The organism is Pseudenemella bisphenolivorans, assembly GCF_051133435.1.
Lineage (GTDB): Bacteria > Actinomycetota > Actinomycetes > Propionibacteriales > Propionibacteriaceae > JAAYAO01.
The window spans coordinates 92,512-118,802 of sequence record NZ_JBPGNY010000006.1 but is presented as its reverse complement, the minus strand read 5'-3'; the positions used below and the strand labels follow the sequence as shown (position 1 = coordinate 118,802).

General features: G+C 66.0%; 22 protein-coding genes and 1 tRNA gene. 19 read left to right on the top strand and 4 right to left on the bottom strand.

Annotation, left to right across the window (positions count from 1 at the left end; genetic code table 11):
• Nucleotides 1-3 precede the first annotated feature (3 nt).
• Genes rpmB through rpsN form a run of 3 tightly spaced genes read left to right on the top strand, consistent with a single transcriptional unit; the run spans nt 4 to nt 709 of the window.
• Nucleotides 4-240, top strand: a complete 237-nt coding sequence (gene rpmB / locus ACR4XW_RS14570; protein WP_434761295.1) for a 50S ribosomal protein L28 — start codon at nt 4-6, stop codon at nt 238-240.
• Nucleotides 240-410: a 50S ribosomal protein L33 gene (rpmG, locus tag ACR4XW_RS14565; RefSeq protein WP_434761294.1), complete on the top strand. Its 171-nt coding sequence runs from the start codon at nt 240-242 to the stop codon at nt 408-410. Before rpmB ends, rpmG begins: the two co-directional genes overlap by 1 nt.
• Nucleotides 410-709: a 30S ribosomal protein S14 gene (rpsN, locus tag ACR4XW_RS14560; protein ID WP_434761293.1), complete on the top strand. Its 300-nt coding sequence runs from the start codon at nt 410-412 to the stop codon at nt 707-709. The genes rpmG and rpsN overlap by 1 nt, the downstream gene beginning before the upstream one ends.
• A gap of 12 nt (nt 710-721) precedes the next feature.
• Here rpsN and ACR4XW_RS14555 read toward each other — a convergent pair whose 3' ends face one another.
• Nucleotides 722-2,143, bottom strand: coding sequence for a TIGR01777 family oxidoreductase (locus tag ACR4XW_RS14555; RefSeq protein ID WP_434761292.1), 1,422 nt, complete (start codon nt 2,141-2,143; stop codon nt 722-724).
• A 402-nt stretch (nt 2,144-2,545) separates the two neighbouring features.
• On the opposite strand from ACR4XW_RS14555, the gene ACR4XW_RS14550 reads away from it, so the two are divergent.
• From ACR4XW_RS14550 to ACR4XW_RS14520, 7 genes are all read left to right on the top strand, one after another.
• Nucleotides 2,546-6,916 carry a SpaA isopeptide-forming pilin-related protein gene (locus ACR4XW_RS14550; protein ID WP_434761291.1) on the top strand — a complete coding sequence of 1,457 codons (4,371 nt, stop codon included), beginning with the start codon at nt 2,546-2,548 and terminating at the stop codon, nt 6,914-6,916.
• Between the two features lie 85 nt (nt 6,917-7,001).
• On the top strand, nt 7,002-8,624 hold the full coding sequence (locus ACR4XW_RS14545) for a SpaH/EbpB family LPXTG-anchored major pilin (RefSeq protein WP_434761290.1): 1,623 nt from the start codon (nt 7,002-7,004) through the stop codon (nt 8,622-8,624).
• A gap of 75 nt (nt 8,625-8,699) precedes the next feature.
• On the top strand, nt 8,700-9,599 hold the full coding sequence (locus ACR4XW_RS14540) for a SpaA isopeptide-forming pilin-related protein (RefSeq protein ID WP_434761289.1): 900 nt from the start codon (nt 8,700-8,702) through the stop codon (nt 9,597-9,599).
• The gene (locus tag ACR4XW_RS14535) at nt 9,596-10,492 is read left to right on the top strand and encodes a class C sortase (protein ID WP_434761288.1); all 897 of its coding nucleotides are present in this window, start codon (nt 9,596-9,598) and stop codon (nt 10,490-10,492) included. The genes ACR4XW_RS14540 and ACR4XW_RS14535 overlap by 4 nt, the downstream gene beginning before the upstream one ends.
• Nucleotides 10,479-11,375 carry a class C sortase gene (locus ACR4XW_RS14530; protein ID WP_434761287.1) on the top strand — a complete coding sequence of 299 codons (897 nt, stop codon included), beginning with the start codon at nt 10,479-10,481 and terminating at the stop codon, nt 11,373-11,375. The genes ACR4XW_RS14535 and ACR4XW_RS14530 overlap by 14 nt, the downstream gene beginning before the upstream one ends.
• Nucleotides 11,365-12,270, top strand: coding sequence for a class C sortase (locus tag ACR4XW_RS14525; protein ID WP_434761286.1), 906 nt, complete (start codon nt 11,365-11,367; stop codon nt 12,268-12,270). Before ACR4XW_RS14530 ends, ACR4XW_RS14525 begins: the two co-directional genes overlap by 11 nt.
• A 323-nt stretch (nt 12,271-12,593) precedes the next feature.
• Complete coding sequence (locus ACR4XW_RS14520) at nt 12,594-14,900, top strand: helix-turn-helix transcriptional regulator (protein ID WP_434761285.1); 2,307 nt, start codon at nt 12,594-12,596, stop codon at nt 14,898-14,900.
• A 59-nt stretch (nt 14,901-14,959) separates the two neighbouring features.
• Here the strand turns inward: ACR4XW_RS14520 and ACR4XW_RS14515 are convergent, their stop codons facing one another.
• Complete coding sequence (locus ACR4XW_RS14515) at nt 14,960-16,090, bottom strand: ATP-binding protein (RefSeq protein WP_434761284.1); 1,131 nt, start codon at nt 16,088-16,090, stop codon at nt 14,960-14,962.
• A 226-nt stretch (nt 16,091-16,316) separates the two neighbouring features.
• Between ACR4XW_RS14515 and ACR4XW_RS14510 the strand changes: the two genes are divergently transcribed.
• The 4 genes from ACR4XW_RS14510 to ACR4XW_RS14495 all read left to right on the top strand — a co-directional run bounded on the left by ACR4XW_RS14510 (nt 16,317) and on the right by ACR4XW_RS14495 (nt 19,109).
• Nucleotides 16,317-16,814, top strand: a complete 498-nt coding sequence (locus ACR4XW_RS14510; RefSeq protein ID WP_434761283.1) for a flavin reductase family protein — start codon at nt 16,317-16,319, stop codon at nt 16,812-16,814.
• 5 nt (nt 16,815-16,819) lie between these two features.
• Nucleotides 16,820-17,929: an LLM class flavin-dependent oxidoreductase gene (locus tag ACR4XW_RS14505; protein WP_434761282.1), complete on the top strand. Its 1,110-nt coding sequence runs from the start codon at nt 16,820-16,822 to the stop codon at nt 17,927-17,929.
• 3 nt (nt 17,930-17,932) lie between these two features.
• A complete protein-coding gene (locus tag ACR4XW_RS14500; RefSeq protein WP_434761281.1) occupies nt 17,933-18,901 on the top strand; it encodes an AraC family transcriptional regulator in 969 nt (322 codons plus the stop codon).
• A 135-nt stretch (nt 18,902-19,036) separates the two neighbouring features.
• Nucleotides 19,037-19,109, top strand: a tRNA-Pro gene (locus tag ACR4XW_RS14495).
• A 75-nt stretch (nt 19,110-19,184) separates the two neighbouring features.
• On the opposite strand, the gene ACR4XW_RS14490 is transcribed toward ACR4XW_RS14495, so the two are convergent.
• On the bottom strand, nt 19,185-20,627 hold the full coding sequence (locus tag ACR4XW_RS14490; protein ID WP_434761280.1) for an SMI1/KNR4 family protein: 1,443 nt from the start codon (nt 20,625-20,627) through the stop codon (nt 19,185-19,187).
• Between the two features lie 55 nt (nt 20,628-20,682).
• Entirely contained in the window at nt 20,683-21,150 is a 468-nt protein-coding gene (locus ACR4XW_RS14485; RefSeq protein ID WP_434761279.1) for a DUF309 domain-containing protein, read from the bottom strand.
• A 144-nt stretch (nt 21,151-21,294) separates the two neighbouring features.
• Between ACR4XW_RS14485 and tig the strand changes: the two genes are divergently transcribed.
• From tig to ACR4XW_RS14460, 5 genes are all read left to right on the top strand, one after another.
• Complete coding sequence (tig, locus tag ACR4XW_RS14480) at nt 21,295-22,689, top strand: trigger factor (RefSeq protein ID WP_434761278.1); 1,395 nt, start codon at nt 21,295-21,297, stop codon at nt 22,687-22,689.
• Between the two features lie 302 nt (nt 22,690-22,991).
• On the top strand, nt 22,992-23,558 hold the full coding sequence (locus tag ACR4XW_RS14475; RefSeq protein WP_434761277.1) for an ATP-dependent Clp protease proteolytic subunit: 567 nt from the start codon (nt 22,992-22,994) through the stop codon (nt 23,556-23,558).
• Between the two features lie 92 nt (nt 23,559-23,650).
• Complete coding sequence (locus ACR4XW_RS14470; RefSeq protein WP_434761412.1) at nt 23,651-24,250, top strand: ATP-dependent Clp protease proteolytic subunit; 600 nt, start codon at nt 23,651-23,653, stop codon at nt 24,248-24,250.
• 86 nt (nt 24,251-24,336) lie between these two features.
• Nucleotides 24,337-25,620 carry an ATP-dependent Clp protease ATP-binding subunit ClpX gene (gene clpX / locus ACR4XW_RS14465; RefSeq protein ID WP_434761276.1) on the top strand — a complete coding sequence of 428 codons (1,284 nt, stop codon included), beginning with the start codon at nt 24,337-24,339 and terminating at the stop codon, nt 25,618-25,620.
• A gap of 80 nt (nt 25,621-25,700) precedes the next feature.
• Nucleotides 25,701-26,231 (top strand): DUF1707 domain-containing protein, encoded by a 531-nt coding sequence (locus tag ACR4XW_RS14460; protein ID WP_434761275.1) that lies wholly within the window; start codon nt 25,701-25,703, stop codon nt 26,229-26,231.
• Nucleotides 26,232-26,291: the final 60 nt, after the last annotated feature.

The window sequence follows — 26,291 nt, the reverse complement described above, 5'->3', positions numbered from 1 at the left end:
TGAATGTCAAACACCTGCATGGTCACCGGGGCCGGCCCGGGCTTCGGAAACAACGTCAGTCACAGCCATCGCCGCACCAAGCGGCGGTTCGACGTCAACATCCAGCGCAAGCGCTACTGGGTGCCGTCCCTGGGGCGGTATGTGACCTTGCGGCTGTCGGCGCGGGGCATCAAGACCGTCGACCAGCGTGGCATCGACCGCGTCGTGGCCGACCTCACTGCGCGGGGGGTGCGGCTGTAATGGCACGCAAGAGCGGCGAGGTGCGCCCGAAGATCACCCTGGAATCGACCGCCGGAACCGGCTACCGCTATGTCACCCGCAAGAACCGGCGCAACACCCCCGACCGGCTGGTGGTGCGCAAATACGACCCGATGATCCGCCGGCACGTCGAGTTCAAGGAGACCCGCTGATGGCCAAGAAATCCAAGATCGCCGCGCAGCGCCGACGCGAGCAGATCGTCGCCCGCCATGCCGAGCGCCGCGCCGAATTGAAGGAGCAGATCCGGGTCGGTGACCCCGACCAGGTGGCGGCCGCGGTGCGGGCGCTGAGCAAGCTGCCGCGCGATGCCTCCCCGGTGCGGCTGCGCAATCGCGATGCGGTGGACGGTCGGCCTCGAGGATTCGTCGGCAAGGCCGGGGTCTCCCGGGTCCGGTTCCGCACCCTGGCCCACCGCGGCGAACTGCCCGGGATCACCAAGTCGAGCTGGTGACAGCGCCGGCGCTCAGCCGGTGCAGGAGACCGTGGTCGGCCCGTCCTCACCCGTCGCCAGTACGTGGCGCAGGGCATCGGCCAGGTTCGGATAGCCGAATCGGAAGCCGGCCGCGGTGAGCCGCTCGGGCACCATCCGCTGGCCGGCCAGGGCGAAGTCGTCGGCGCCGTCCTTGCCCAGCAGCAGGGCGGGCGCGAACTTCGGCACCCGCACCCAGGCCGGACGCCCCACGACCTCGGCCAGGGTGCGGGCATAGGTGTTGCCGTCGACGATGCCGGGGGCCGCGGCGTTGAACGGCCCCTCGTTGTCGGTCAGCGCCAGGAAGGCGTAGGTGTAGGCGATGTCATCGATCGCCAGCCACGGCATGAACTGGCGGCCATCACCCAGTGGGCCGCCCAGCGCGGCGGTGAACAGCGGCAACTGCAAGCCCAACTGCCCACCGGCCGGTGACTGGACGATGCCCGTGCGCACGCACGCGACCCGCACCCCGGCCTCGGCGGCCGGTCGGGTCGCCTCCTCCCAGGCCCGGACGATCTCGGCCAGCGGGCCGGTGCCCGGAGCGGCATCCTCACTCAAGAGCTCATCGCCCCGATCGGAGCCGTAGTAGCCGCTGGCCGAGGCGTTGATCAAAGCCCGGGCGCGCCCATCGGCGGCCCGCTCGGCCAGGGCCCCGGCCAGCAGGGCTGTGCTCGCCACCCGGGAACGGCGCACCCGGTCGAGATGCGCCGGGGTGAATCGGCCGGCGATCGGATGCCCGGCCAGGTTGATCACCACGTCCACCTCGTCCAGCACCGCCGAATCGAACCGGCCGGCCTCGGGATCCCAGAAGACCTCATCGCGATGCGGGTCGGTGCGGCCCCGCACCAGCCGACGCACCCGGTGCCCGCCACCACTCAGCAGAGCAGCCAGTTGGCTGCCCACCAGACCGGACGCCCCCGCGATCAGGACGGTGCGCCGCTCGCCCGAATAGCGGGCATGAAAGTCCAGATCCGCGCTGAGTGCTCGTCCGCGATAGGCGAAGAACTGCCCGAGCCGTTGCTCGATCGAGCTCCCGGCGACCCGGGCCCAACGGGGTAGTTCGTAGCTGACCCGATCAATCAGCAGGGTCCGGCCGTCCACCTCGGCGAAGTCGTGCTCGTGCCGCCACGACCGCAGCGGCCCCGAGGTCATCTCGTCGGTGAACGACCGCGGCGGGTCGTATTCCACGTGCCGGGCCACCCAGCGGGTGGAGACGGGGCGACCGATCGGCAGCTTCGGTCCCGGCAGGTTGATCCGCATGGTGGCGGTGGCACCCGGGCGCAGACTCGGGCTCTCGGATTCGACCCGGCCGAAGCCCGGCGGGGTCAGCCGGGTGAAGGCGCCGGCGCGTTCGTGCCAGGCGAAAACTGCATTGCGGTCGTGGGCCAGGGGAGTGCTTGCGACCAGTGTCGGCATGTCTGCAGTGTAATCCGGCCCGCCAGCGGCGGTGGCGGCCAAGCGGTGCCGGGTGAGGTTCCCAAAGTTGTTTACAGATCACCTCCGTCGAGGCCCGCGGGCTCATCCCTCATGTCGGTATGAAGACATTACGGGTGAAGCGCGGGTGAAAAAGAGGGTGAATTTCTGAGGATTCCGGGTGAGGGGTCTCAGGAAATTTCACCCGATCACACTTGTATTCATCTGCATCTCCCCTTGTCAACTCCATGTTCCAGGGGGAGGGGTGTTGTCGCCGCGGGTTCAGGATTCTCTCAGCCTGGCGTGGACGGGTGGGTTGCGAGTGGTGCCGCCGTAGCGAAATGTTCAGGACAGTTACTACTACAGGCGAGAGTGTTCCTGGTCGAGTGGCCCACAGGGGGTGACGTGAAGAGGCGAGAGGCGCAGCGTTCCACCCGAGTCGTGCACTCATTGGCATTGGTGCTCGCCCTCGTGGCGATGCTCGCCGGCCTTTTCGTCAGTCCCCAGAATGCCGAGGGGTACACCCCCGAGGAATTCGAGATCGAGGCCGCGGCCGACCCCACCGTCGAGGTGGACGTCTCGCATTCGCCCACCAATCCCGATCCCGAGCAGGGCGATCAGTTCACCTACACGATGTCCTTCGCCTTCGACAGGATGGTCGAGCAGGGGCTGACCCGCTGGACCGACGTGACGGTCTACGCCGATGCCGCTGCCCCCTTCGACTCGGTGCCATCGGGGGGCGACTGGAGTGGACTCAACGGGGGCACCGTTGCGGTGAAGGACGGTGCGACCTGTGACACCAGGGAGTGCACCTTCCGGCTCACCAACCTGCCGAATACCGTCACCCCGGTCTTCACCAAGACGGCGACGGTCCAGACCGACCTGCTGCCGGGCACGCCCGTGATGGCCAGTGCCCGCGCCGATGTCGATGGCACCTTGGAGATCGGCCTCGAGATGGTCGAGTCCTCGGCCCCCTCCCTGCAGTGCACCGGCACCTACACCTTCAAGCAGAGGGTCACCAAGGGCGGCGGCTGGCTGGCCGACATCAAGTTCAACGACACGGCCGGTCAGGGCAAGGTGATGCTCGCACCCGGTGACCGGACGATCCGGGCCTGGAACGATCCGCTCGCCGACCGCGACACCATCAAGGTGTTGGACGCCGACGGCAACGACATCACCGCCCAGGTGATGGAGAACGCCACCTACATCGCCAACGACCCCTCGGTGCCGATCTACCTCGAGGAACTCTCGGGGCAGGGTGGCCTCTACCGGAATGCCAAGTGGCTGGATTCGCTGAACTGGCCCTACGACCCGGAGACCAGAACGGGCAACACCTGGCTGCCGGCGGGTTCCACCATCGAGGTCAAGCGCCTGGTCACCTACGCCAACTGCCTGGACGGTGGTGTTTCCACCGATTTCACGCTGTCGAGGCCTTTCGGTATCTCCACCCAGATCGGTCGGATGGGCAAGGTGGTCTCCGATTCGGACGCCGACGTGTTCACCACCCCCGGTGTGGCTCCGCCGGCGTCGTGTGTCGACAACATGTTCGTCACGTCCAGCACGCTCAAGAACACCACCGGTAACGACAGTTCGTTGTACCTGTGGGAGCCCGCCGAGCGGCGAACCAGGACGCTGCTGGCCAAAGCGCTCCCGCAAACCGACGCCTTGGCCGCGACGGACCGGTACCCGACGAAGGCCTTTTCGTTGTCGAGGCCTGGCGATCTGCGGGTGACCGAAACGGGTGAGTCCTCGTTCACCACCACCGTGCTGAACGTGCCGAGGCCGAGCACCAGCTACGGCCCGGTGTGGGCGGCGAACTTCGCTCCCGACGGGTCGTTGTACATCATCACCGTGAATGGGCGGGTGCTCTGGCTGACCGAGAGTGACATCAGCACCCTGTTGGCGGGGGGTTCGGCCACCTGGAAGGTCGGCGGCACGCTGCAGATCGAGTACAAGCCCCTCCTGATCACCTATACCGCCCCTGTCACGGCACTCGATATCGCCTTCGACGGGTCGGGCAATCTCTACATCGCCGGGCGACGCTACTCCGAAGGTGCGACCGGTGCGTTCCGAGAGCAGTACCTCGCCAAGATGCGGGTTTCCGATCTGCCCGCCGACGGCCAGACCTACATCGTGCAGGGCCGCAACAACATCGGCGAGATGGGTGGCGAGCGGATGCGTGCCATGGCCTTCCTGGGCGACACGCTCTACCTGGGCATGGGAACCGGGGCCCTCTACACCGTCAATCGGGACACGTTGGCCATCACCGGGGTTGACGAGCGTGCGGTCGGGTACTCGGTGAGCCTGCCGTCCGACTTCGCCTCCTGTGCCTTCCCGACCGAGGAGCCGTACCCGCCGCTCACCCCGCAGTTCAAGGTGCAGAAGTCGATCATCAACGAGGACGGCTCGATCGCGCCGGCCGGAACCACCGGCACCAAGCGCACCCTCAACGCCGACGGCACCCTCACGATCGAGTACCTCGTGGTGGTGACCAACTCCGGGTCCAAGCCCGGGGTGTTCCCCACCATCACCGACCGGGTGACGGTTCCGGAAGGGTTTCGGGTCACCGGCCTGTACTTGGACGACGTGGCGCAGAGCTCGCTGAGCACCTTCACGATTCCCGGTGAGATGCTGGGCGGTGATCAACCGGTCTTCCGCGCCTACACGGTCAAGGTCGAAGCGGTGGCCGGCGACCTGAACGCGGTCAACTGGTCAACCGCCGGAACCTGTAACACCGAGGGTGCCGGCACACCGGCGGCCGGGGGCTTCTTCAACCTGGTCACGATGAACGACGACTCCGACGGGCCGAACAACAACGACGCCTGTGCGCCGGTCTCCATCGCCCAGTTGCGATTGATCAAGCAGATCGTCGATGCCAACGGCAACCTGGTGAACAGCACCGACTCGCAGTACTTCGATCTGCGTGCCGACGGCCCCACCCCGCTGAACGGCACCTCGTCCACCTCCGGGGCGATCGGCCCGAGCGGCCGGGTCGTGCCCGGTAGCTACTCACTCAGCGAACAGGGCAACGACGATGGCGCCACCAGCGGTCAGTACGTTCGCTACGCCTACTGGGCCTGTCGCGATGTGAACACCAACGCCGTCGTCCCGGTGGAGGAGGGCGCGGTGTCGGTGGCCGATGGCGCCCATGTCGAGTGCGTCATCAAGAACACCAAGAAACCGAAGGTGCACGTCGTCAAGACGGCCGCCGACCCCACCGAGAACCCGCATATCGGCCAGCCGGTGATTCCGGACGAGAACGGCACCTTCACCGCCGAGTACCGGATCACCGTCACGAACCAATCCGGTGCCACGATCGACACCGGCCCGGTGTGGGACCAGTTCCTGGTACCCGACGGCCTGCTGTGGGACGGCGACAAGCCCGCCACCCTCAGCTACCAGGCCCCCGCAGGCGTGACGGTGACAGGGTCGCCCACGCAGGTGTCCCGAGACGCTCTCTCGACCGAAGCCACCCTCGCCGAGGCGATCAGGAACCTGCCCCACAACGGCCAGGTCGTGTTCACCCTGCGGATTCCGCTCAAGATCGATACCAGCGCTGCCTCCACCGGCACCGGCACGAAGTTCGAGGAGCATGCAGCCACCCTGGGTGTCTGTGAGGACGAGACCTCGGCCGGCGGCAACCCGTACACCACCGGCAACTCGGGCATTCCGAACGTCACCGGCATCGCGAACGAGGATCTCACCTACAACGACATCCCGATCGAGGACAACGTGGCCTGCATCCCGGTGCAACCCGTCAAGTTCAAGATCGAGAAGGTTGCCGATGACCCCGTCGAGGGCAATCCCCACGTGGGTGTCACCCTCCGTCCGGACGGCAACGGCAAGTTCATCGCTCACTACCAGATCAAGGTCACCAACCTGTCGACCATGACGGCCGACTCCGGTGCGATCACCGACACCTTCGTGGTGCCCGAGGGCCTCACCTGGAACGACCGTGTGGACGGGCCGGCCATCTTCACCCAGGTGGAGGGCTCCGCCGGTGAGGTCCAGTTCCCGTTCAATGGCGGCTACTTCGGCCGCAGATCGCTCGAGAACGGTGCCGAGATCGCCAGCGGCGTGACCGGGCTAGCCCCGGGTGCCACCGCGGTCATCGACGTGACCATCCCGCTGCGCCTGGACCTGACCGTGCCGGAAGGGCAAACCCAGTCGGCCTACGAGCGCAATGCCGACACGTTGGCCGAGTGCTCCATGCTCACGGCGAATCCGGGTGGGCCGCACACCGACACCAACCTCGGAATCCCGAATGTCGTGGCCCTGGCCGGTGAGGACACCGGCTACAGCCCGATCTGGAAGGAAGACAACATCGCCTGCGTGTCGGTGGAGACCCCGCCCAGCGATGTGACCCTGGTGAAGGTCAACGCCGATGGTGAGCGCCTGGCCGGTGCGGAATTCACGCTGTACGGACCCAACGACCAGAACACCGTGCACAGCACCGTGGTGGTTCCGGCCAGCGGTGAGGTGACCTTCACCGATCTGGCGGGCGGCAAGTACTGGCTGAAGGAAACCAAGGCCCCCGAGGGCTACGCGGTGGACCCGACCGTCTACAGCTTCACCGTCGGACGCGGGGCCGGGATCTCGGACATCTCGCCGTCCGACGGCAGCCTGGGGCTGGTCGAGGGACGGTTGGAATTCACCAACCTGCAGCCCCTGGAACTGCCCATGACCGGTGGTCCGGGCACGCTGCCCTTCGCTCTCGTCGGGCTGGCGCTGATGGCGTGGGCCGTCCTCAGAACCCGGGCGAGGAGGCGGGCATGACTTGAGCGCACCTCGGCCCGACCCGGCCTCCACCAAGTACATCCGAAGCATCCATTCCATACCGCCTGAACAAAGGACAGTGAACATGCGAACACTACGAACGATCGGGGCCTTCTTACTGGGCCTGGCGCTCGTGTTGGCTCCGCTGAGCAACGCTCACGCTGCGGACACCAACGTGACCATTACGAAGCTCAAGATGACCAGCCTCGAGGGCTGGCCCCGTGGCACCGACGGTCAGGGTTCGACCGGTAACAACGGTGAGACCTACACCGGTGGCCAGATCAACGACATCGACGGCTTCTTCGGCCAGGGCACCGAAGCCCTGCCGGGCGTGACCTTCACCTACTGGAGCGTCACCGAGGAGCAGTACAACACCATGATGGCTGCCTCCGCGAACTACGAGACCGTTGACGCCGTCAGCGCCTACGTGGGTTCGCCCGGCACCGCTGTGGGTCCGACCAACGCCAACGGCCAGGTCAGCCTCACCCTGGGTGACGGCTTCTACTGGTTCGTGGAGAACACCCCCGGTGAGGACGGCCCGCTGGTCAACGCCTCGGCCGCTGTTCCGTTCGGGCTCAAGCTGCCGCTGGTGCAGGCCGATGGCTCGGAACTGACCGACGTCTACGTCTACCCGAAGAACACCGTGGGTGACGAGCCCACCGTCGACAAGGATGTCACCGAGGAAGGCAACGACTCCGACTCGGCCAACGTGGGCGACACCGTCACCTGGTTGATCAAGCCGAACCTGCCCGCCGATGTTGCCGAGTACCAGGAACTGAAGTTCACCGACAACATCGACACCCGCTTGAACTACCAGAACAACGTCGTGGTCACCAACGGTGACGGCACCCTGGTGGAAGGCACCGACTACACCCTGACCCAGCCCACTGTGGGCCAGGCCGGTGGCACCCTGGTGATCGACTTCACCGAGACCGGTATCGCGAAGCTGACCCCCGGTAACAACCTGCGGATCACCTTCGACACCGTCATCAACGAGACCGCCGTGGTCGGCACCCCGATCCCCAACGACGTGACCCTCGACTACACCAATGGTTCCGGCGTCAAGGGCAAGCCGAAGAACGTTCCGCCGGAGGATCAGCCCGAGGTGTGGACCGGTGGCGAGAACTTCGTCAAGGTTGACGAAGGCGATGGCAGCGCGCTCGCGGGTGCTGTGTTCGCCCTGCACAACGCCGATGGTGAAACCGCCACCAACCAGGTGGTGTGGACCCAGGCCATGATCAACATGAACAAGGCCGGCATCGACGCCGGACTGTTCGCCACCGAGGCCGGCGGCGACTACACCGCCACCAGCGCCACCAACGTGCCGGCCGTCGGTTCGCCCGTGTACCTGCGTTCCGGCGCGGATGGCAAGTTCGAGATCCTCGGTCTGCAGGGCTACGAGCCCACCAGCGCGGCTCCGGGTACCGAGGAGGACAAGGTCAACACCATCTCGCACCCCGGCACCTACGTGCTCAAGGAAGTCGTGGCCCCCGAAGGCTACGCGCTTCGCACCACCGACTTCCCGTTCACGGTGACCAAGACCAGCTACAACGACAACCCGTCGGTCAAGCTGGGTGAGGAAGTCTCCAACAAGAAGATCACCATTCCGCCCACCGGTGGCATCGGTACGGTCGTCTTCATCGTGGCCGGCCTCGCCCTGATGGGTGTTGCGTTCTACGGCATGCGTCGCCGTAGCGTCAACGGCTGATCAACCCCGGTCCGGGAGGGCTTCGGCCCTCCCGGACCACCCCGAGCAACCACCACGCCCGAAGGAGGTGCGGACATGCTGAGCAAGAAGCTCTGGACGAGGGGGGTCGTGACCACCATCGTGGTTGTCCTGTCCGCCCTCCTCGGGTTGGCGGCTCACGCCGCGGGCCGGAACACCCTGATCGTGCACCCCAGTGCCGAGGAGGGGGCCGTCCGGCCGGTGGCCTACACCGTCTGGCAGATCGCCGACACCGATAGCGACCCCCACACCGTTGCCGAACAGCTCGAGCCCTTGGACGATGCCCAGCTCGCTGCTCGCTATCCCAACCACGTCACTGCGCCGGTCGATGACACCGGCAATGCCACCTTCGCCGACCTGCCCGATGGCCGCTACTACGGACGGGCGGCGTTGGCCGATGGCTCCAGCACGCTCATGATCAGTGCCCCCTTCGTGGTGGACCTGCCCCAGGTGGCCGCCGACGGCACCGTCAGTACCGAGGTCACCGTCCATCCCAAGGTGGTCGAACCCACCGAACCCCCACCGCCGCCGCCCACCGGTGGCGAACGATTCGTCAAGGTGAATGGCTCGGGGGAGAAGCTCGCCGGTGCGAGTTTCGTGCTGATGGCCAAGAACGACGCCGACGAGTACAGCCGCGTCCGGATCGGGGGACACCCCGTGGTCGTGACGTCGGGCCGCGATGGCAGGTTCGACATCACCGGCCTGGCCCACGGCCGCTACTACCTGATGGAAACCAAAGCGCCCGCCGGCTACCGCCAGTTGAGTGAGCCGATTGCGTTCACCGTCGATGACAACTCTTATGACGACAGCACGATAATCAGCATCACCAATGTCGCGTTGCCGCCCAGTGAAATCCCCAAGGCGGGAGATATCACGCTGCTGATTTCGCTGATCACCGCTGCTATTCTGATCGGCATGGGCGTCTACTTCTATCGCGGGGCACGAGAAAGTCGATGACCGTCACAGCCCGGCGGGAGATCCAGGCGCCGTCGCGGCGAAAGCGGTGGCCATTCTTTCTGATCTTCATTGTCGGATTGGCCATCTTGGCCTACCCACTACTAACTCGAATTTTCTATGACACCGGGGCTGCTCAGAGCACCCAGGAGTTCGAGGATGCGCGGGCGGCGCTCAGCCCCGAAGAGGTGGAGCGGCGCCTGGCCCTGGCCCGTGGGTACAACGAAGCACTCGAGACCGGCAACCTCTCCGACCCCTACACCGAAGAGCAGAAGGAAGGGGTGGCCGAGTACGCCCGCATGTTGGAGTTGCATGAGCGGCTCGGGCATGTGTCGGTTCCCAAGCTGGCGCTGGACCTGCCGATGTATGCCGGCACCTCCGAATCGGTGTTGCAGAAGGGCGTCGGGCATCTGGAGGGCACCAGCCTGCCGGTGGGGGGCAACAGCACCCACACGGTGTTGACCGCGCACCGGGGGCTGCCGTCGGCACGCCTGTTCTCCGAACTTGACCGTCTCGACATCGGCGACAAGTTCTACATCCACAACGTGGGTGGGGTGATGGCCTACCAGATCGACCAGATCAAGGTCGTGGAGCCGGAGAACTTCAATGACCTGCTCGTGGAGCCCGGCCACGACTACGCCACCCTGCTCACCTGCACGCCGTACATGATCAACTCACACCGCTTGCTGGTGCGCGGCCATCGCGTCGAATACGTGGCCGCGGTGGAGGAACGCAATATCGCCGAGCAGCGTCGGGGCTACTTCTACCGACTGGCCTTCTTCGCTGCCACCGGACTGTTCCTGATCACCCTGCTGGTGGCTCTGCGCGGATACTTCCGGCGCCGGAAGTTGACCCGTCGCATCGCATCCCTGGAGGCGGCCCGTGCAGAAGACTGACGTCCCCGATACGCCGCAGGCACCGGACGAAGCGACCGACAGGTCTGCGCTTCGGCTCCTGCGTGCCCACTGGAAGTCCATCGTGATCTTCCTCGTGGGCCTGGCCATCGTGCTCTACCCCTTGGCCACCCAGCTCTACTACTCCACCGACGCCGAAGAACGGGTCACCGACTTCGAGGAGGGCCGCAGCGAGCTGGACCAAGAAGTCATCGATCAGCGCATCGACCTGGCCCGCGCCTACAACGAATCGCTGGACCCGTCCCGGATTTCGGATCCCTACTCCAAGCGTGCCCGCGAAGGACGGGCCGAGTACGCCCGCATGCTCGAGGTGCACGAGATGCTCGGCCACGTGGAGATTCCCAAGATCGGCCAGGATCTGCCGATGTACGCGGGAACCTCCGACGAAGTGCTGCAGCGCGGTATCGGCCACATGGAGGGCACCAGCCTGCCGGTCGGTGGGGCCGGCACCCATTCGGTACTGACCGCGCACCGGGGTCTTCCCTCGGCCCGCTTGTTCACCGACCTGGACAAGATGGAAGTCGATGACGTCTTCCTCGTCCACAACATCGACGGGCCGATGGCCTACAAGGTCGATCAGATCACCATCGTCGAACCGAGCGATTTCTCCGACGTGCTCGTGGTGGAAGGTCAGGACTACGTCACCTTGCTGACCTGTACGCCGTACATGATCAACTCGCATCGGCTGCTGGTGCGAGGTCACCGGGTCGAGTTGAGCGAGTACGCGGGCTCGGCCGAACAGGCACCGATCATCCCCTGGGACCTCGCGCTCGCTCTCGGGCTGGGTGCCGTGGTGGTCGTGGTGGGGATCATCTTCGTCAGAAGGGGCCGCTCCCGGAAACGGGGTTCACGCCGTGCGGCGTAGAACGGTGGGGCTGCTGCTCATCATCGCCGGTCTGCTCTTCGCGTTGATCCCGCTGACGTTGATCGAGTACCAGTCGCTGACCCGGTATCGGTCGGTGGAAACCTATCTGGACCGGATGACGGGGGAGGGCAACCTGGACCGTCGCCTGAGCGAGGCGCGCGGCCACAACTCCCGCCTCGAACAAACCGGGTACGACGTGGTGGATCCGTTCAGCACCGAACTCGACGAGCAGGCCAACCCCCTGGCCGACGAGGACGGGGAGTTCGCCCACATCATCATTCCCAGCATCGCCCTGAGCCAACCGGTCTATCTCGGTGCGTCCTACGACAACATGGCCAAAGGCCTGGCCCAGGTCGAGGGCACCAGTCTGCCGGTCGGTGGGGAAGGCACGCGCAGCGTCATTGCCGGGCACAACGGCTGGTACAACAACCACTTCCTGTTGTTCGCCGATCGGCTCGAACCCGGGGACCGCATTTACGTCGTGGTGCTGGGGAAGGTGCTGGCTTACGAGGTGGTGGACTCCGAGGTGATCCTGCCGTCCGAGGGTGAGAAACTGGCCGCCGTCGCCGACCGGGACATGCTCACCCTGCTCACCTGCACGCCGGCACCGGTCAACGACAAGCGACTTTTGGTAAACTCGGTTCGAGTACCCCACGAAGACGCCGACAGCACCGAGTCGGCAGGGAGCAACGACGCTCGCGAGCAAGTCCGCCGCATCGAGCAGAACGATGATCAGGCAGGCGCGGTTCGATTCTGGCAATACGTCACTCGGCTCACGATTTTCGTGCTGACGGTGACTCTGCTGTGGGCCGTGGGACGTCTCGTCCGGTCTTCGCGGGCTCGTCCGACTGAGCACGCAGCCGGTGGAATTGAAAACGAGAACCAACAGTCGTAAATAGGGTGGTTCACCGTATTCAAGAACACTTCCGCAGGGTCTGGTCTCTGCTTACTCATTCGGTAGAGTGGAGCATTCAAGTTCGGCTCCGGATGAATACGGGAGAGCGCCGGGAATAGGAATTCAATATACGGCGGAATGAGGAGAGCCATTATGGCTCGACCCCGGACACAATGATGTGTCGACCGCCGTGGATCCGGGTCAGGAAAGGAGGCAGTACGTTGCCATACCCGTCCACATTGGAGAATTTGCTCCAAGTGATGGGTCCGCGGCTCTGCTCTGTCCTGACCGATGGTCGGTCCGTTCTGTTGGTGGCTCCGGACGTGTTTCTGGCGCAAGAACTGTGCCGCGGGGCACTCACCACCATGCACGGGCCCGATGCAGTGGCCGAGCTGGTTCTCGATTCCCCCGAGCCCGCGTTGGACGCCCACGCCGGCAAGGTGCTGTTGGTGAAAGTGCCGGCCGACCGGATCGGAACTCTCGTCGAGGGGGCCGAGCACCTGCTGAAGGCAGTGGCCGGCGGGCAGATCGGCGGCCTATTGGTGATCGTGGACGCCAACGAGATTCCGGCCGAGATCTCCGATCTGGGCTTCGAGCGGGTATTGGGCCACCACGTGTTGGTCATGACCGCGCAGGAGATGGCCTCGCTGCTGCCGCCGAAGGTGCAGCAGATCCCGGGAGCCACCAGCAGTCTGGAGGCATTCACCGGAGCTGTACCGGGTCTGGTGGCAGCGGTTGACCTCGATGATCCGGAGGTTCCGGCACCCATCATGGAGGCGGCCATGCCCTGGGCGGAGCAGTTCGTGGCAGCGGCCCGCAACAATCCGTTGTTGATGTTGCACGTGTGGGGCGGAATGCTCTCCTGTCAGACCATGGCCAGCCTGGCCAGTCACATGATGGGTGAAGGCATCAACGCCGACGATGTCCGCGACGTCCGCAGCGGGGCCTTTTTCCTGGGTGCGAGCAGTACCGATGAGGTCGCCCCCTACGCCTTGTTGGAGGCGGCCCGGGAAGTTGTTGCGCGCTTCGACCCACAACTGTCGCAGCGCATCAGGAGATCCCTGCGAGCGGCGGCCGTGGCCACCCCGACGATCGGCGCCTTCGACAAACTGGAGGTACTCACCAGTCTGCAGGATTGGGCCGGGTTGGATGCGGTGCTCGCCGACTCCATGCACCTGCTGGCCGCTGCCGGGTATGCGTTGCGGGCCAGGATCAAAGTTCTGTGGCCCTGCACCGTGGCAGCGAATCTGCGCTACCTGACCCACGCGCGACGGTTCCTGGACGGCGAACTGAGGGCATCGTCCCCGGCGAACGGCACCCACCGCAGTTATGCCGATCTGGAGATGCTCTTCGAGCAGGAACGTCAGCCGGAGCCGGAATCGGGGATCGCCTGCGTCCGTGATCTGCTCACTCCGCCCATCCCCATCTGGACCGTTCCTCCAGACGTGGGTTCGGACCGGCTCGAACATGTGATGACGTGGATCGAGTCCACCGAGGAGGAAGCAGCCCAATACACCGGCGGGGCGAGGACGGATCTCGCCATCGTGCTGATCCTGGTGGTGTTGGGTACCGCCGACAACGCCACCCAGTTGGGCAGACTGCAAGAGGCCTACGAACTGGCCAACCGGGCCCTGCGGCTCACCCAGTGGCTGGACCACCGGGAAATGGTGCACGCGTTGAGAATCGCCACGATGTCTCGGCTCGCGTTCCTGGCTGCCGTGATCGGCATGCCGTCCACCGCCCAGTACTGGCTGCGACGTTACGACGAGAAGGTTCGCCTGTACGGCGGGTTCAACGAGGACAGCGACCGGTTGGTCGAGATCACCAGGCGCTTCACGTCGCTGCCATCGGCCGATGGTGAGGAAGGGCTGCAACTGAGCGACCCCAATGCCAGCTTCATCGCCTTCGAGGCCGAGGTGGAAGCGCTGCGGGCCGTGCTGATGCGTGACGCGAACGGGGCGTTGACGCACCTGAGATCGATCGCGAACCTGAGTACCTGGTCGCAGTATCCGGCGTGGACGTGGTGGCCGTTCTTCATGATCCTGGCGCTGGTCGAGGCCCGTGAGGGCCACCTCGACTCGGCCCAGAAATGGGTCGACCGCGCGGCCCTCCCTTCCGAGAAGGGCGGCATCGTCAAGGCGTACAGCGAACTCGCGGCCGGTCGGCACACCACCGCAGGCCTGCTGGCGCGGCAGGAATTGGGCATCGTCGATCTCACCCCACGCTGCCGAGCCCTGGCGGTGGGGGTCATGTTGAGCCTTCCCGATATCTCCGATGTCGAGCGGGAGGTGCTGTTCTCGTCGGTGCTCTGGGAGGAATCACTGGATGCGGTCTGCCTGCTGCCCCGGGTCGCCCAGGAGCTGGTGGTCGACCGGCTCGGTCTGTCCACCGACCGGTATCCCGGGCTGGCGCCGACACCGTCACCGCCCGAGCCCACGACGCAGTTGACGCGTCGACAGCTCGAAGTGCTCGAAGCTCTGGACTCCTCCAGAACGTTGGCGCAGATTGCCCGCGCCCAACACGTGGGGGTCGAAACCATTCGATCCACCACCAAGGAGATCTACCGCAGGCTGGGCGTCCGTGACCGCCACAGTGCGGTGCGGATGGGGCGGGCGCTCAATCTGCTGTAGCCATGCCCGGGGGCGGCCTGTCGGTCGAGTGCTGCGCGACGAGTAACGGCGGGCCGGGCTCAGTCGTCGGCTTGCTCGCGCAGATACTCCCGTAGGTAGGGCAGCTCGAAATCGACCTCCCCGTAGCCGGCCGGGGCGATGATCTCGGCATCGATCAACCGCCTTCGATAGACCCCGGCGTACTTGGTGGTGACCCCCATCTGTTCGGCGATCGCCCCGGTACGCATCGGCCCATCGGCTCGGGCCAGGGTGTCGAGGAAGGTGCGGTCGACTTCCGACAATCCGGCCAGGGCGGTTTCGTGCACCTGGGTGTGCATGGTCGCCAAAGCCCGTGACACCGCCAGTTCGACATGGCCGGTGGTGATGGACTCGGCCCGGTCGCGGGTCACCACCCGGATGCACTCGTACCCGATCTGCTGGATCAGGAAGGGGTAGCCCTGGCTCGCGGCGGCGGCCGCCCGCAGCGCATCGGCATCGAAGGGCACGCCCGCGTCCCGGGCCGGAATCGCCAGCGCCCGGCTGGCCTGGGCGTCGCGCACGCTGGTCAACGACACCTGCACCGCCCGACGCAGAAAGGTGATCGGGGTGTCCTTGCGCAGCAGGGCCTTGATGCTGGACGGCAGCCCCGCGCCCACGAAGGCGACGGGCAGTTCCTCGCGGAACATGTGCTGCACGATCATCGTCAGCCGACGCAGGTCGTCCTCGGCGCTGCGGTGGATCTCGTCCACGGTGATCAACAGCCCGGCTCCCTTGCCGGCCTGAATGGTGCCGATCGCCTCGAACATCATCCGCGCGTCCCACTGCACGTTGTAGTCGGCCGCCACCGAGGTCTGCACCCCGCCGCCCCCGAGCCAGGTCGGCAGGGTGATGCCGGTGATCTTGCGGGTGAGTTGCCCGCGCGGGTCGAGGGATCGCAGCGCCCGGGGCAGCTCGGAGTCGGTGAGTCGATCCATCAGCCCCGGTGAGGTGGATTCGCTGATCACCACCCAGCCGCGGCCGCGGGCCTCGTCCTCGAGCACATTGAGCAACACGGTCTTGCCCACCCCACGGGCACCGGTCAGCAGGGTGGCCCGGCCCGGGGCACCGACCCCCTGATCGATCGCATAGGCCCAGTCCTCGACCATCTGGTCGCGTCCGGCCAGGATCGGTGGGGTCTTGCCGAAGGTCGGGGTGAAGGGGTTGCGCACCATCGCGTCTCCTTTGGATCTCTTTAGAACTATAAAGGGTTCGCGTCCCCCGCTATCCGAAATGCGCAGACCCGATGGGTGATCGGCGTGGAAGCGGGGTAGGGCAGTGGTTGTCGTTTCGAGGTTCGGGAAACCTTTTCGCACTGGTTCGCCTTGGGGACACCCGGTTGCGCGTAGTGGATATCACAGCTCCGTGACTGTCGTCACACTATTTCGACAGGAGGTATGCATGGAAGCCAAAGAACTTCGAAATCACCTGGCCAGGTGGGCCACCGGGGTCACGGTCATCACCGCGATGGATCGTGCCGGCGTCCCGCTGGGCAAGGCTGCGAACAGCTTTCACGCGGTGTCGATCGCCCCACCCCTGGTCGCCTGGTGCGTCGACGTCGCGTCCACGCGTTACGACGAATGGCTGGCCGCCGAACACTACGCCGTGCACGTGCTGGGTATTCATCAGGAAGACCTGGTCAAGCGCTTCAGTACCCGGGGCGGTGACAAGTTCGACGAACTCGAATGGACCTCCGGCCCCGGCGGCACGCCGCTGCTCGACAGCGCCCATCTGCGGGTGATCTGTCGCGTGGTCGACCGGCATCCGGCCGGTGACCACACCTACCTGATCGGGGAGGTGCTCGACATCCAGTCGGGCGACCAGACCACGCCACTGCTGTTCCACGGGGGCAAGATCTCGCACTTCCTGGAACCCCAACTCATCGACCGAAAAGGATGAAAACCATGAGCATTCCCATTCTCGACACCCAGGATTTCCGACTGGGCCTGTTCTCGGCCAACTGCTCCGGCGGCTTGGCGGTCACGACCATTCCGGAGCGGTGGGACGCTTCCTGGGCCTCCAACCTCGCCCTGGCGAAGCTGGCCGACGAGGTGGGGCTGGACTTCATGCTGCCGATCGCGCGCTGGATCGGCTACGGCGGTGACACCAACTTCCACGAATCGGTGCTCGAACCGGTTCCGTGGGCCACCGGCATCGTGAACAACACCAAGCGCCTCACCGCCTTCACCACGATCCACACCGCCTTCAATCACCCCGCGGTGACCGCCAAGCAGTTGGCCACCATCGACCAGATGGCCCCGGGGCGGATCGGCCTCAACGTGGTGGCCGGCTGGAACGAGCCGGAGTACCGGGCGATGGGCGTCGACCTGCCGACCGACCACGATGCCCGCTATGCGCGCAGCCAGGAGTGGATCGACGTCGTCACCACCCTGTGGAGCAAGGAGGGTCGTTACGACCTGCCCAGCGAATGGTGGAACCTGCGCGGTATCGAGTCGGTGCCCAAGCCGGCCGCCGGGCGCCTGCCGATTCTGAACGCCGGCTCGTCCACCCAGGGACGGGACTATGCTGCGCGCAACGCCGACTTCGTGTTCACGATCGTGGTCGGCCCGGAGGATGGTGCCGAGGTGGTCAAGAAGGTCAAGTCGGACGCAGCCGCGCTGGGCCGTGAGGCCGGCGTGCTCACCCCCACCCATGTGGTCTGCCGGCCCACCAAGCAGGAGGCCGAGGACTTCTTGCACTACTACTCGGTGGAGAACGCCGACGAGGACGCGGTGGACAACCTGATGCGTCTGCAGGGCATGCACGCGAAGTCGTTCACCAAGGAGATGCTGGAGATGTTCCGCGGCCGATTCGCCGCCGGACACGGCACCTGCCCGCTGATCGGTACTCCCGATGACGTGGCCGACGGCATCGAGGCCCTGGCCAATGCCGGCTTCGGCGGCATCACCATGGCCTTCGTTGACTACATCGGCGAGTTGGAGTACTTCGCCCAGGAAGTGCTGCCCCGACTCGAGGCCAAGGGGCTGCGCGCACCCCGTCCGGCGGCGGAGTAACCCATGGACGGCGAAATCGTGACGGAATATCCCGACCTGGGGCAGGAACTGCATGCCACTGCCCAGGTCACCGAGTTGCGCAACCGGATGGCCGATTTCGCCGTGCCCCATGTGTTGGAACCGAAGACGGGACGGGTCTCCGGGCTGGTCACCGGGATTGCCCTGGGGTCGGCCAAGCTCGCCTTCATCAAGTACGGGGCACCGATCCGGGTGGTGGCCCAGGCGACCGACGAACAGGTCTGCTGGACCATCCCGATCGGCCCGATGCGGGTCGAGGTCGGCCGGAGCAGGGCGAAGACCATGCGGGAAGGGTTCCTGCTGGATCCCGACAACCGCACGGTGATGGAGCCCAGTCCCGAGCGCGGGGCCGTGGTGGTGACCACGCACGCCACGGCCCTGCAGCAGCAGCTCACCCAGTTGGTGGGCAACGAAACGGCTCGGCTGAGGTTCAAACCGGGCCCGTCCACGGCCGCGGTGAAGGGGCAGGTCGACCTGGCCTGGCAGTACGTCGCGGCCAGCCTCGCGCTGACCCCCGATCCGCCCGAGGCGTTGCGGCATTCGCTGGGACAGACCCTGCTCACCGCGATGCTGCTCGAACTGCAGCAGCCGCAAGATGTGCTGGACGTCACCGATGCAGGCGAGCCGGGCCGTCAACATGCCCGACGCGCCGCGGAATGGGCGGCGGAGAACTTCACCAAGCCCGTCCGGGTCACCGAATGGGCCCGGGGAGTGGCGATCTCGGTGCGGCATCTGCAGGCCACGATGCTGGCCGAGTACGGCTGCACCCCGCGGGAGTACCTGCTGAAACTGCGCCTGGAACGGGCACATGCCCTGCTGCGCGAGGCCGGCCCGGACGACACCATCACCGGCATCGCCTCGGCCGCCGGATTCAGCCATCTGGGCAGGTTCGCCGCTCAGTACCGCGACCGCTACGGCCACTCCCCATCCCAGGAGTTGAAGCAGGCCTCCTGAGGGAGCTTTGGAAGGATAAAAGCTTCCAAAGGTGTGGTGAAGCGGCCAGGGGGCACGGTCGCTGTTGTTCACGTGTCGCGTCGGGCCGTACCGGTGTAAGCTGTGCCACTGGTTGGCCGCCCGAGTGCGGTACGACGGGGCGTAGCGTAGTGGCTAGCGCGCCTGCTTTGGGAGCAGGAGATCGCAGGTTCGAGTCCTGTCGCCCCGACTCAATACTGTCGCCCCGACCAACGCCCGGCTCATCGTGCAGCCCAACTCGTTGTGAAGCCGGTGCTGCGCAGGGTCACTCCTTCTCGGCCGAGGCGGTGATGATCGTCGTCGGTTCGCCGCCGCGCAGCACGTCGATCAGGCGCACCTTCTCGGTGAGCGGAAGGTCGCCGAACCGACCCAACTCGACAACGTGGAGGTGCTGGTTCGCGCCGGCTGCGGTGAGTACCTCATCGGGCGTGGCGCCCTCGAGGCACAGCTCCTCCAAGGCAGGCAATGAGGCGAGGGTCTCGCCTCCTCGGATCCGGTCGATGCGTTCCAGGGTGACCAGACGCAGGGTCGGGTGTCCGGCCAGCGGCGTGAGGTCGACCTCGGGCAGGTCCAGCAACCTGATTTCCTGCAGCGGCAGGGCGGTGAGGCCGGTCAAGTCGACCTCATGGGCGTCCTTGATCAGGAGCAACTTGAGGTTGGTGGCGCGGGCAACGCTTCGTCCTTCGACCCGGCTGTGGCCGAACAGCCGAAGCGACTGGATCGCGGGCGGAACCTGCTCCGCCTCGAGTGGGCCGGACTCATCGGCCGACACCATCACGTCGAGTTCAAGGTCTTCGGGCCAGGACCGACGCCGGCCGGCCAGGTAGTCGATCAGCGAAGCAGCGTGGACGAAGGGCCCGTCGTCGCTGTCGCTGCCGAACTCGATCACCTGACCGGGAGTGCCGGCCGGGCCGGGGACGGTGTCGATCGCGAGGTGGTTGCCGGCGTAATCCTGCGCGAACGGAATCCACCCCGGATGCGCCAGCCGAAGTTGGGTGAGGCCGGTTTCCCCGAGGTCGTAGGCGACCCCCATGTGGTGGCCTTCCTCCGCCGCTTGCCGCCACTGCCGGTATTCGTCGGCGATTTCGTCGGTCGACATCAGGTGCAGGCCACCCAGCAGGGAGTTGGCTCCCGCCTCCTCGTCGAACTCCTCGTCCTCATCGGCATCGTCGACCAGCACGGCGCCGTTGGTCAGGCGCAACAGGGCCGCCAACTGTGGTGGAACCGGCTGCCCGATCGTTTCGGCCAGCCCGGCAAGTTCGTCGTCAGCGGCCCCGGGAACCGTCTCGAAGTCCGCTGCTCCGGCCTGCCACAGTTCCGCCAGGGTGGCCTCTTCGTCCCGCGTGATCGCGGGCAGCTCGACCGGCTGGTGCGAGAAGCTCACCGGACGCAGGCGCACCCGCTCGGGAACGTCGGCGGCGGCCACGGCACTCCAGCCACCCTCCCGGTCGACGGTTAACTCCAGGGCCCAGGCTTCTTCCTCGACCGAATCACTCAACTCGTCGAGAAGATCGTCCAGGTCGTCCTCGGCGTCGTCACCGAGCTCGAACGGGCGGGCCTGGCCCTCGGTGTCCAGCCCCACACACCGTCGCACACTCGAGTACTCGCCGAAGGTGCTGGAAAGTCGTGCGGCCGGCAAGTCGGTACTGCTGAGGGTCTGGGTGACGAGGCCGGCGATTCTCGTCAGAACTGCGTCGTTGAGTTGCATGGGTTCATTTTCCACCCGTGGTCGGGTCGTTGTGGGCTCGGGTCATCTCGGCCGATCACTCTTCGGCGGTTTGCGCAACGTGGCGTCGGGCACAGGCGATCACCTCGACCAGGTCCAACCCGTAGCGGGGACCTTCGCCGTGCTGATACTCGGTCACCTGCGCCGCACCGCGTTCCAGCAGCCGATCGGCACCGGCGCGGTTTCCCCGGGCGGCATGGGTGATCGCCACACACAACTGCGCCAGCCCCTGCCACAGGCTTCGTTCCTCGGGCGGGCAGGCCTTCCACCGGGCCTCCAGTACCTCGTGGGCCGAGAAGGGCCGTCCCTCGTCGAGCAGGCTTCGGGCCAGGGCGAGGGTCTCGTCCGGGGGCAGTGGATCCTCGGGCACCGGTGGCACACCCTGGGCGCCGTAGGGGAGGGGGCGACCCAGTTCGTCTCGGGGTCGGGCCTGCCGCGGCCGACCTTGTTCGTCGCGGTCGCGGTTCCCGGAGGGCTCCCGTGGTGGTGGGGTGGTGGACACCATCGCCCCATCCTAGGTGTGGCGGGGCTGTTCGGTGTTTGCCGGAGTTGGTGCGCGGTAATGGTGTCACGTTAGGATGGCCGCTGCGCTGGACTGGGTCCGAGGCTCACCCACGCCCAAAATATTCGATCGTTCAGGAGTCATCCCTTGCCCACCACCGTCGAACAGCTCAGCCCCACGCGGGTCAAGATCACCGTCGAGGTGCCCTTCAGCGACCTGAAGCCCAACCTGGACAAGGCATATCGGGAGATCGCCCAGCAGATCAACATCCCCGGATTCCGCAAGGGCAAGGTGCCGCCGCCGGTCATCGACCAGCGCTTCGGCCGCGGCGTGGTGCTGCAGGAAGCCATCAACGATGCGCTGCCCGAGCTCTACGGCAAGGCCGTGGACGAGAACGACCTCAAGCCGATGGGTCAGCCCGAGGTGGACATCACCAAGCTCGAGGACGGCGAACTGGTCGAGTTCACCGCCGAGGTGGACGTCCGTCCCGAGGTGACGCTGCCCGATCTGAGCAAGATCTCGGTCGAGGTGCCCGCCGTCGAGGTCTCCGACAGCGACCTCGAGGAGCAGCTCGACGTGCTGCGTCAGCGCTTCGCGACCCTCAACGATGTCGACCGCGCCGCCGCCGACGGCGACGTGGTGACCATCGACCTGAAGGCCACCAAGGACGGCGAGGACCTCGACGAGGCCCAGGCCGAGGGGCTGACCTACCGGGTCGGCGCCGGCGGCATGCTCGACGGCCTCGATGAGGCGTTGACCGGCCTGAGCGCGGGGGAGTCCAACGACTTCACCTCCACCCTGGTGGGTGGCCCCGACATGGGCACCGAGGCCGACATCCACGTCACCGTCACCAAGGTGCAGGAGCAGGAACTGCCCGAACTGGACGACGAGTTCGCCCAGATGGTGTCGGAGTTCGACACCGTCGAGGAGATGACCGCCGACCTGCGTGCCGGCCTGGAGCGCAACGGCCGCCTGGAACAGGCCGCCCGCGCCCGTGACCTGGTGCTGGAGAAGATCCTCGAAGAGGCTCCGATCGATCTGCCCGAGAAGCTGCTCGCCGAAGAGATCGAGACCCGCAACAGCCAGATCGACCAGCAGTTGCAGGCCGCCGGCACCACCCTGGCGAAGTACCTCGAGGCCTCCGACGAGGAAGCCGAGACCGAGGAGGAGTTCCGCGCCGACGTCGCCAAGCGCGCCACCCAGGCCCTGCAGGCCCAGATCCTGCTCGACCACGTGGCCGACGCCGAGGAAGTCGGTGTGGAGCAGGAGGACCTGACCGCGCACATCTTCCGCAAGGCCCAGCAGTCCGGCACCACCCCGGAGCAGGAAATGCAGCACATGATGGAGCACAACCACCTGCCAGAGTGGATGGGTGAGATCCGTCGTGGCAAGGCCCTGGCCTGGGTTGTGGAGCAGGCGACCGTCACCGACAGCGACGGCAACGAGGTCGACCTCGCCAACCTGCGCGGCGACGGCAGCATCGCCGACCCGGCCGCCGAAGAAGCCGCCGAAGCCGAGGAAGAGGCCTCCGACGAGGAGTGACCGACCCCGATTCGCCGAACGGCCGTGCCCTGTGGGCGCGGCCGTTTTGCTGTGCCGGGCCGGTGATGGATGAAAACTACCCCCAGGGGCAGGCACCCGGCGCTACAGCGACGCATACCTCCCGGTAGGGGTAGTTTTCATCCATCGGGGGCGGCGCCACGTGCTTCGCAGGGGCTGCGCCGACAGCGAACACGCGGCCCCGACTGTTCGGAATGACGGTGCTGGGCAGTAAGTTCGTAGGCGTGAACAGTTCAGTACCCGCTTTGCCCCGTGCCGCGGCCACGACCCCGACCGGTATCGGTATGACCGACAACGTGTATCAGGCGCTGCTGGCCAACCGCATCATCTTCCTGGGTTCGGAGGTGCGCGATGAGAACGCGAACGCCATCTGTGCCCAGATGCTGCTGTTGAATGCCGAGGACCCGGACAAGGACATCTACCTCTACATCAACTCCCCGGGCGGCTCGGTCGACTCCGGCATGGCCATCTACGACACCATGCAGTGGATCAGCAATGACGTCGCCACCGTGGCGATGGGCCTGGCGGCGTCGATGGGGCAGTTCCTGTTGAGTGCCGGCACCAAGGGCAAGCGCTTCGCGCTGCCGCACAGCCGGATCATGATGCACCAGCCCTCGGGTGGGCTGGGCGGTACCGCCTCCGACATCCGGATTCAGGCCGAACAGTCGCTGCACATCAAGAAGACGATGGCCGCGCTGATCGCCGAGCACACCGGGCAGACCGTCGAGCAGGTCGAAGCCGACTCCGACCGTGACCGCTGGTTCACCGCCGAGCAGGCCTTGGAGTACGGCTTCATCGACCACGTCTACGAACGGGCCGCGCAGATCACCTCCGACGCCCCGAACCAGTGAGGCAGATACCCATGATCAACACCAATCCTTCTTTCCTGCTGCCCACCGCCGGCTTGGACTCCACCCCGGCGCAGCCGCCGCTGTCGCCGGACATGAACTACTACATTCCGCAGTGGGAGGAGCGCACCTCCTACGGTGTGCGCCGGGTCGACCCGTACACCAAGCTGTTCGAAGACCGGATCATCTTCCTCGGCACCCCGATCACCGATGAGATCGCCAACGCCGTGATGGCCCAGTTGCTGTGCCTGCAGTCGATGGATGCCGAGCGTCAGATCAGCATCTACATCAACTCCCCGGGTGGCTCGTTCACCGCGCTGACCGCGATCTACGACACGATGCGCTACATCAAGCCCGATGTGCAGACCGTGTGCCTGGGGCAGGCCGCCTCGGCGGCCGCGGTGATCCTGGCGGCCGGCACCAAGGGCAAGCGCCTCGCCCTGCCGAACTCTCGGATCCTGATCCACCAGCCGGCCACCGAGGGCGGTTACGGACAGTCCTCCGACCTGGAGATCCAGGCTCGCGAGATCCTGCGGATCCGGGAACTGATGGAGAACATGCTGGCCGAGGACACCGGCCAGCCGGCCGAGTCGATCAGCCGCGATATCGAACGCGACAAGTACCTGACGGCCGAAGAGGCCAAGGAGTACGGCATTATCGACGACATTCTGATGTCGTTGAAGGACGCCAACTGACCCGACCGGAAAAGGTGCCTCCCCAACGGCCCTTCGCGGGTTAGTGTGGGGAGGAGCACCGGATCGGTGGAAGGAGGGGAGCACCGATGGCACGCATTGGTGAGAGCAGCGATCTGCTGAAGTGTTCGTTCTGCGGCAAGAGTCAGAAGCAGGTCAAGAAGCTGATCGCCGGCCCGCAGGTCTACATCTGCGACGAGTGCATCGATCTGTGCAACGAGATCATCGAGGAGGAGTTCTCCGAAGCCTCCGATGTCGGTTTGCTCGAGGAGCTCCCCAAGCCCCGCCAGATCCGTGACTTCCTCGACGCCTATGTGATCGGCCAGGACGCGGCCAAGAAGGCCCTGTCGGTGGCGGTCTACAACCACTACAAGCGGGTTCAGGCCCAGGCGGCCACCCCGGCCCGCCGGGCCGCGGACGAAGAGGGCGTCGAACTCGGCAAGTCGAACATTCTGCTGATCGGCCCGACCGGCTGTGGCAAGACCTATCTGGCTCAGACCCTGGCCCGGTTGCTGAACGTTCCCTTCGCGATGGCCGATGCCACCGCACTGACCGAGGCCGGTTATGTCGGCGAGGACGTCGAGAACATCCTGCTGAAGCTGATTCAGGCCGCCGACTTCGATGTGAAGAAGGCCGAGACCGGCATCATCTACATCGATGAGATCGACAAGGTCGCCCGCAAGAGCGAGAACCCCTCGATCACCCGCGACGTCTCCGGTGAGGGTGTGCAGCAGGCGCTGTTGAAGATTCTCGAGGGCACCACCGCCTCGGTGCCGCCCCAGGGTGGCCGCAAGCATCCGCATCAGGACTTCATCCAGATCGACACCACCAACGTGCTGTTCATCGTCGGTGGCGCCTTCGCCGGCCTGGAACACATCATCAACGACCGGGTCGGCAAGCGGCCGCTGGGCTTCAACAACGAGGACGTCGCCCGCCGCGCCCCCAGCGACGATCCCTACTCGGAGGTGCGGCCCGAGGACCTGCACAAGTTCGGGCTGATTCCCGAGTTCATCGGCCGCCTGCCGATGATCTCCTCGGTCACCCCGCTCGACAAGGAAGCCCTCGTCCGGATTCTGATCGAGCCGAAGAACGCGCTGATCAAACAGTTCCGCAAGCTGTTCGAACTCGACGGGGTCGACCTGGTCTTCGCCGATGACGCGGTCGATGCGATCGCCGACCTGGCCCTGGCCCGCGGCACCGGCGCCCGGGGACTGCGCGCGATCCTCGAAGAGGCACTGCTCGATGTGATGTATGACGTGCCCAGTGATGAGGACGTCGTGCAGGTGGTGATCACCGGGGCAACGGTCACCGATGGTGAGGCCCCACAACTGATGACCCGCCAGCAACTGGCCAAGCGCGAGAAGAGCGCCTGACCCACCAGGTACGTCCCAGCTCGGACGGTGCGGCGTGCGGACGTCGAAATGGTCACCCCACCTGAGGCACAATGAGCCTCATGAGCGATTTGGCGCGCAGCGGTGGCACTCCCAGCAGTTGGAGTGAGTTCACCGCCGACCCCCGCAAGGCGAAGAACTTGGAGCTGCGGGCCTCGGACACCGACCGCAATCTCGTCTCCGAGATCTTGGCCGACGCCTTCGCCGAAGGACGCCTCGACCCCGAGGAATACCAGAACCGCCTCGACAAGGCACTGAGCCTGCGCACCCTGGGTGAAATCACCCCACTGGTGCAGGACGTGTGGCTGGCCGGCCGTCCCAGCGCCAAACAGGTCGCACCGCGCAGCAAGGTCGAGCGAGGGTTCGACATCGCCGTCGGCGCCGGGCTCGGGAGCTGGCTGGTGGTCGCGGCGATCACCAACGTGGTCTGGCTCGCCACCTCGCTGTCCGGCGGCTTCTACTACTACTGGCCGATCTGGCCGATGCTGGGCGTCGGTATCGGCGTCGTGGTGTCGTTGATCGGGCGCTGGCAGGCCGGCGCCGAGAAGCGGCTGAAGGTCGAGGACAAGCGCCGCCGCGAACTCGAAGGCTGAGCACTCCGAGCAACCGGGACCCGTCCCCGGATCCCAAACGACGACGGCTCCCCGATCCTT

Bases quoted from the DNA above. Each gene is read 5' to 3' on its own strand.
- rpmB (WP_434761295.1), top strand. From the start codon at position 4: ATGTCAAACACCTGCATGGTCACCGGGGCCGGCCCGGGCTTCGGAAAC.
- rpmG (WP_434761294.1), top strand. From the start codon at position 240: ATGGCACGCAAGAGCGGCGAGGTGCGCCCGAAGATCACCCTGGAATCG.
- rpsN (WP_434761293.1), top strand. From the start codon at position 410: ATGGCCAAGAAATCCAAGATCGCCGCGCAGCGCCGACGCGAGCAGATC.
- ACR4XW_RS14555 (WP_434761292.1), bottom strand. From the start codon at position 2,143: ATGCCGACACTGGTCGCAAGCACTCCCCTGGCCCACGACCGCAATGCA.
- ACR4XW_RS14545 (WP_434761290.1), top strand. From the start codon at position 7,002: ATGCGAACACTACGAACGATCGGGGCCTTCTTACTGGGCCTGGCGCTC.
- ACR4XW_RS14540 (WP_434761289.1), top strand. From the start codon at position 8,700: ATGCTGAGCAAGAAGCTCTGGACGAGGGGGGTCGTGACCACCATCGTG.
- ACR4XW_RS14535 (WP_434761288.1), top strand. From the start codon at position 9,596: ATGACCGTCACAGCCCGGCGGGAGATCCAGGCGCCGTCGCGGCGAAAG.
- ACR4XW_RS14515 (WP_434761284.1), bottom strand. From the start codon at position 16,090: ATGGTGCGCAACCCCTTCACCCCGACCTTCGGCAAGACCCCACCGATC.
- ACR4XW_RS14510 (WP_434761283.1), top strand. From the start codon at position 16,317: ATGGAAGCCAAAGAACTTCGAAATCACCTGGCCAGGTGGGCCACCGGG.
- ACR4XW_RS14505 (WP_434761282.1), top strand. From the start codon at position 16,820: ATGAGCATTCCCATTCTCGACACCCAGGATTTCCGACTGGGCCTGTTC.
- ACR4XW_RS14500 (WP_434761281.1), top strand. From the start codon at position 17,933: ATGGACGGCGAAATCGTGACGGAATATCCCGACCTGGGGCAGGAACTG.
- ACR4XW_RS14490 (WP_434761280.1), bottom strand. From the start codon at position 20,627: ATGCAACTCAACGACGCAGTTCTGACGAGAATCGCCGGCCTCGTCACC.
- ACR4XW_RS14485 (WP_434761279.1), bottom strand. From the start codon at position 21,150: ATGGTGTCCACCACCCCACCACCACGGGAGCCCTCCGGGAACCGCGAC.
- ACR4XW_RS14475 (WP_434761277.1), top strand. From the start codon at position 22,992: ATGACCGACAACGTGTATCAGGCGCTGCTGGCCAACCGCATCATCTTC.
- ACR4XW_RS14470 (WP_434761412.1), top strand. From the start codon at position 23,651: ATGAACTACTACATTCCGCAGTGGGAGGAGCGCACCTCCTACGGTGTG.
- clpX (WP_434761276.1), top strand. From the start codon at position 24,337: ATGGCACGCATTGGTGAGAGCAGCGATCTGCTGAAGTGTTCGTTCTGC.
- ACR4XW_RS14460 (WP_434761275.1), top strand. From the start codon at position 25,701: ATGAGCGATTTGGCGCGCAGCGGTGGCACTCCCAGCAGTTGGAGTGAG.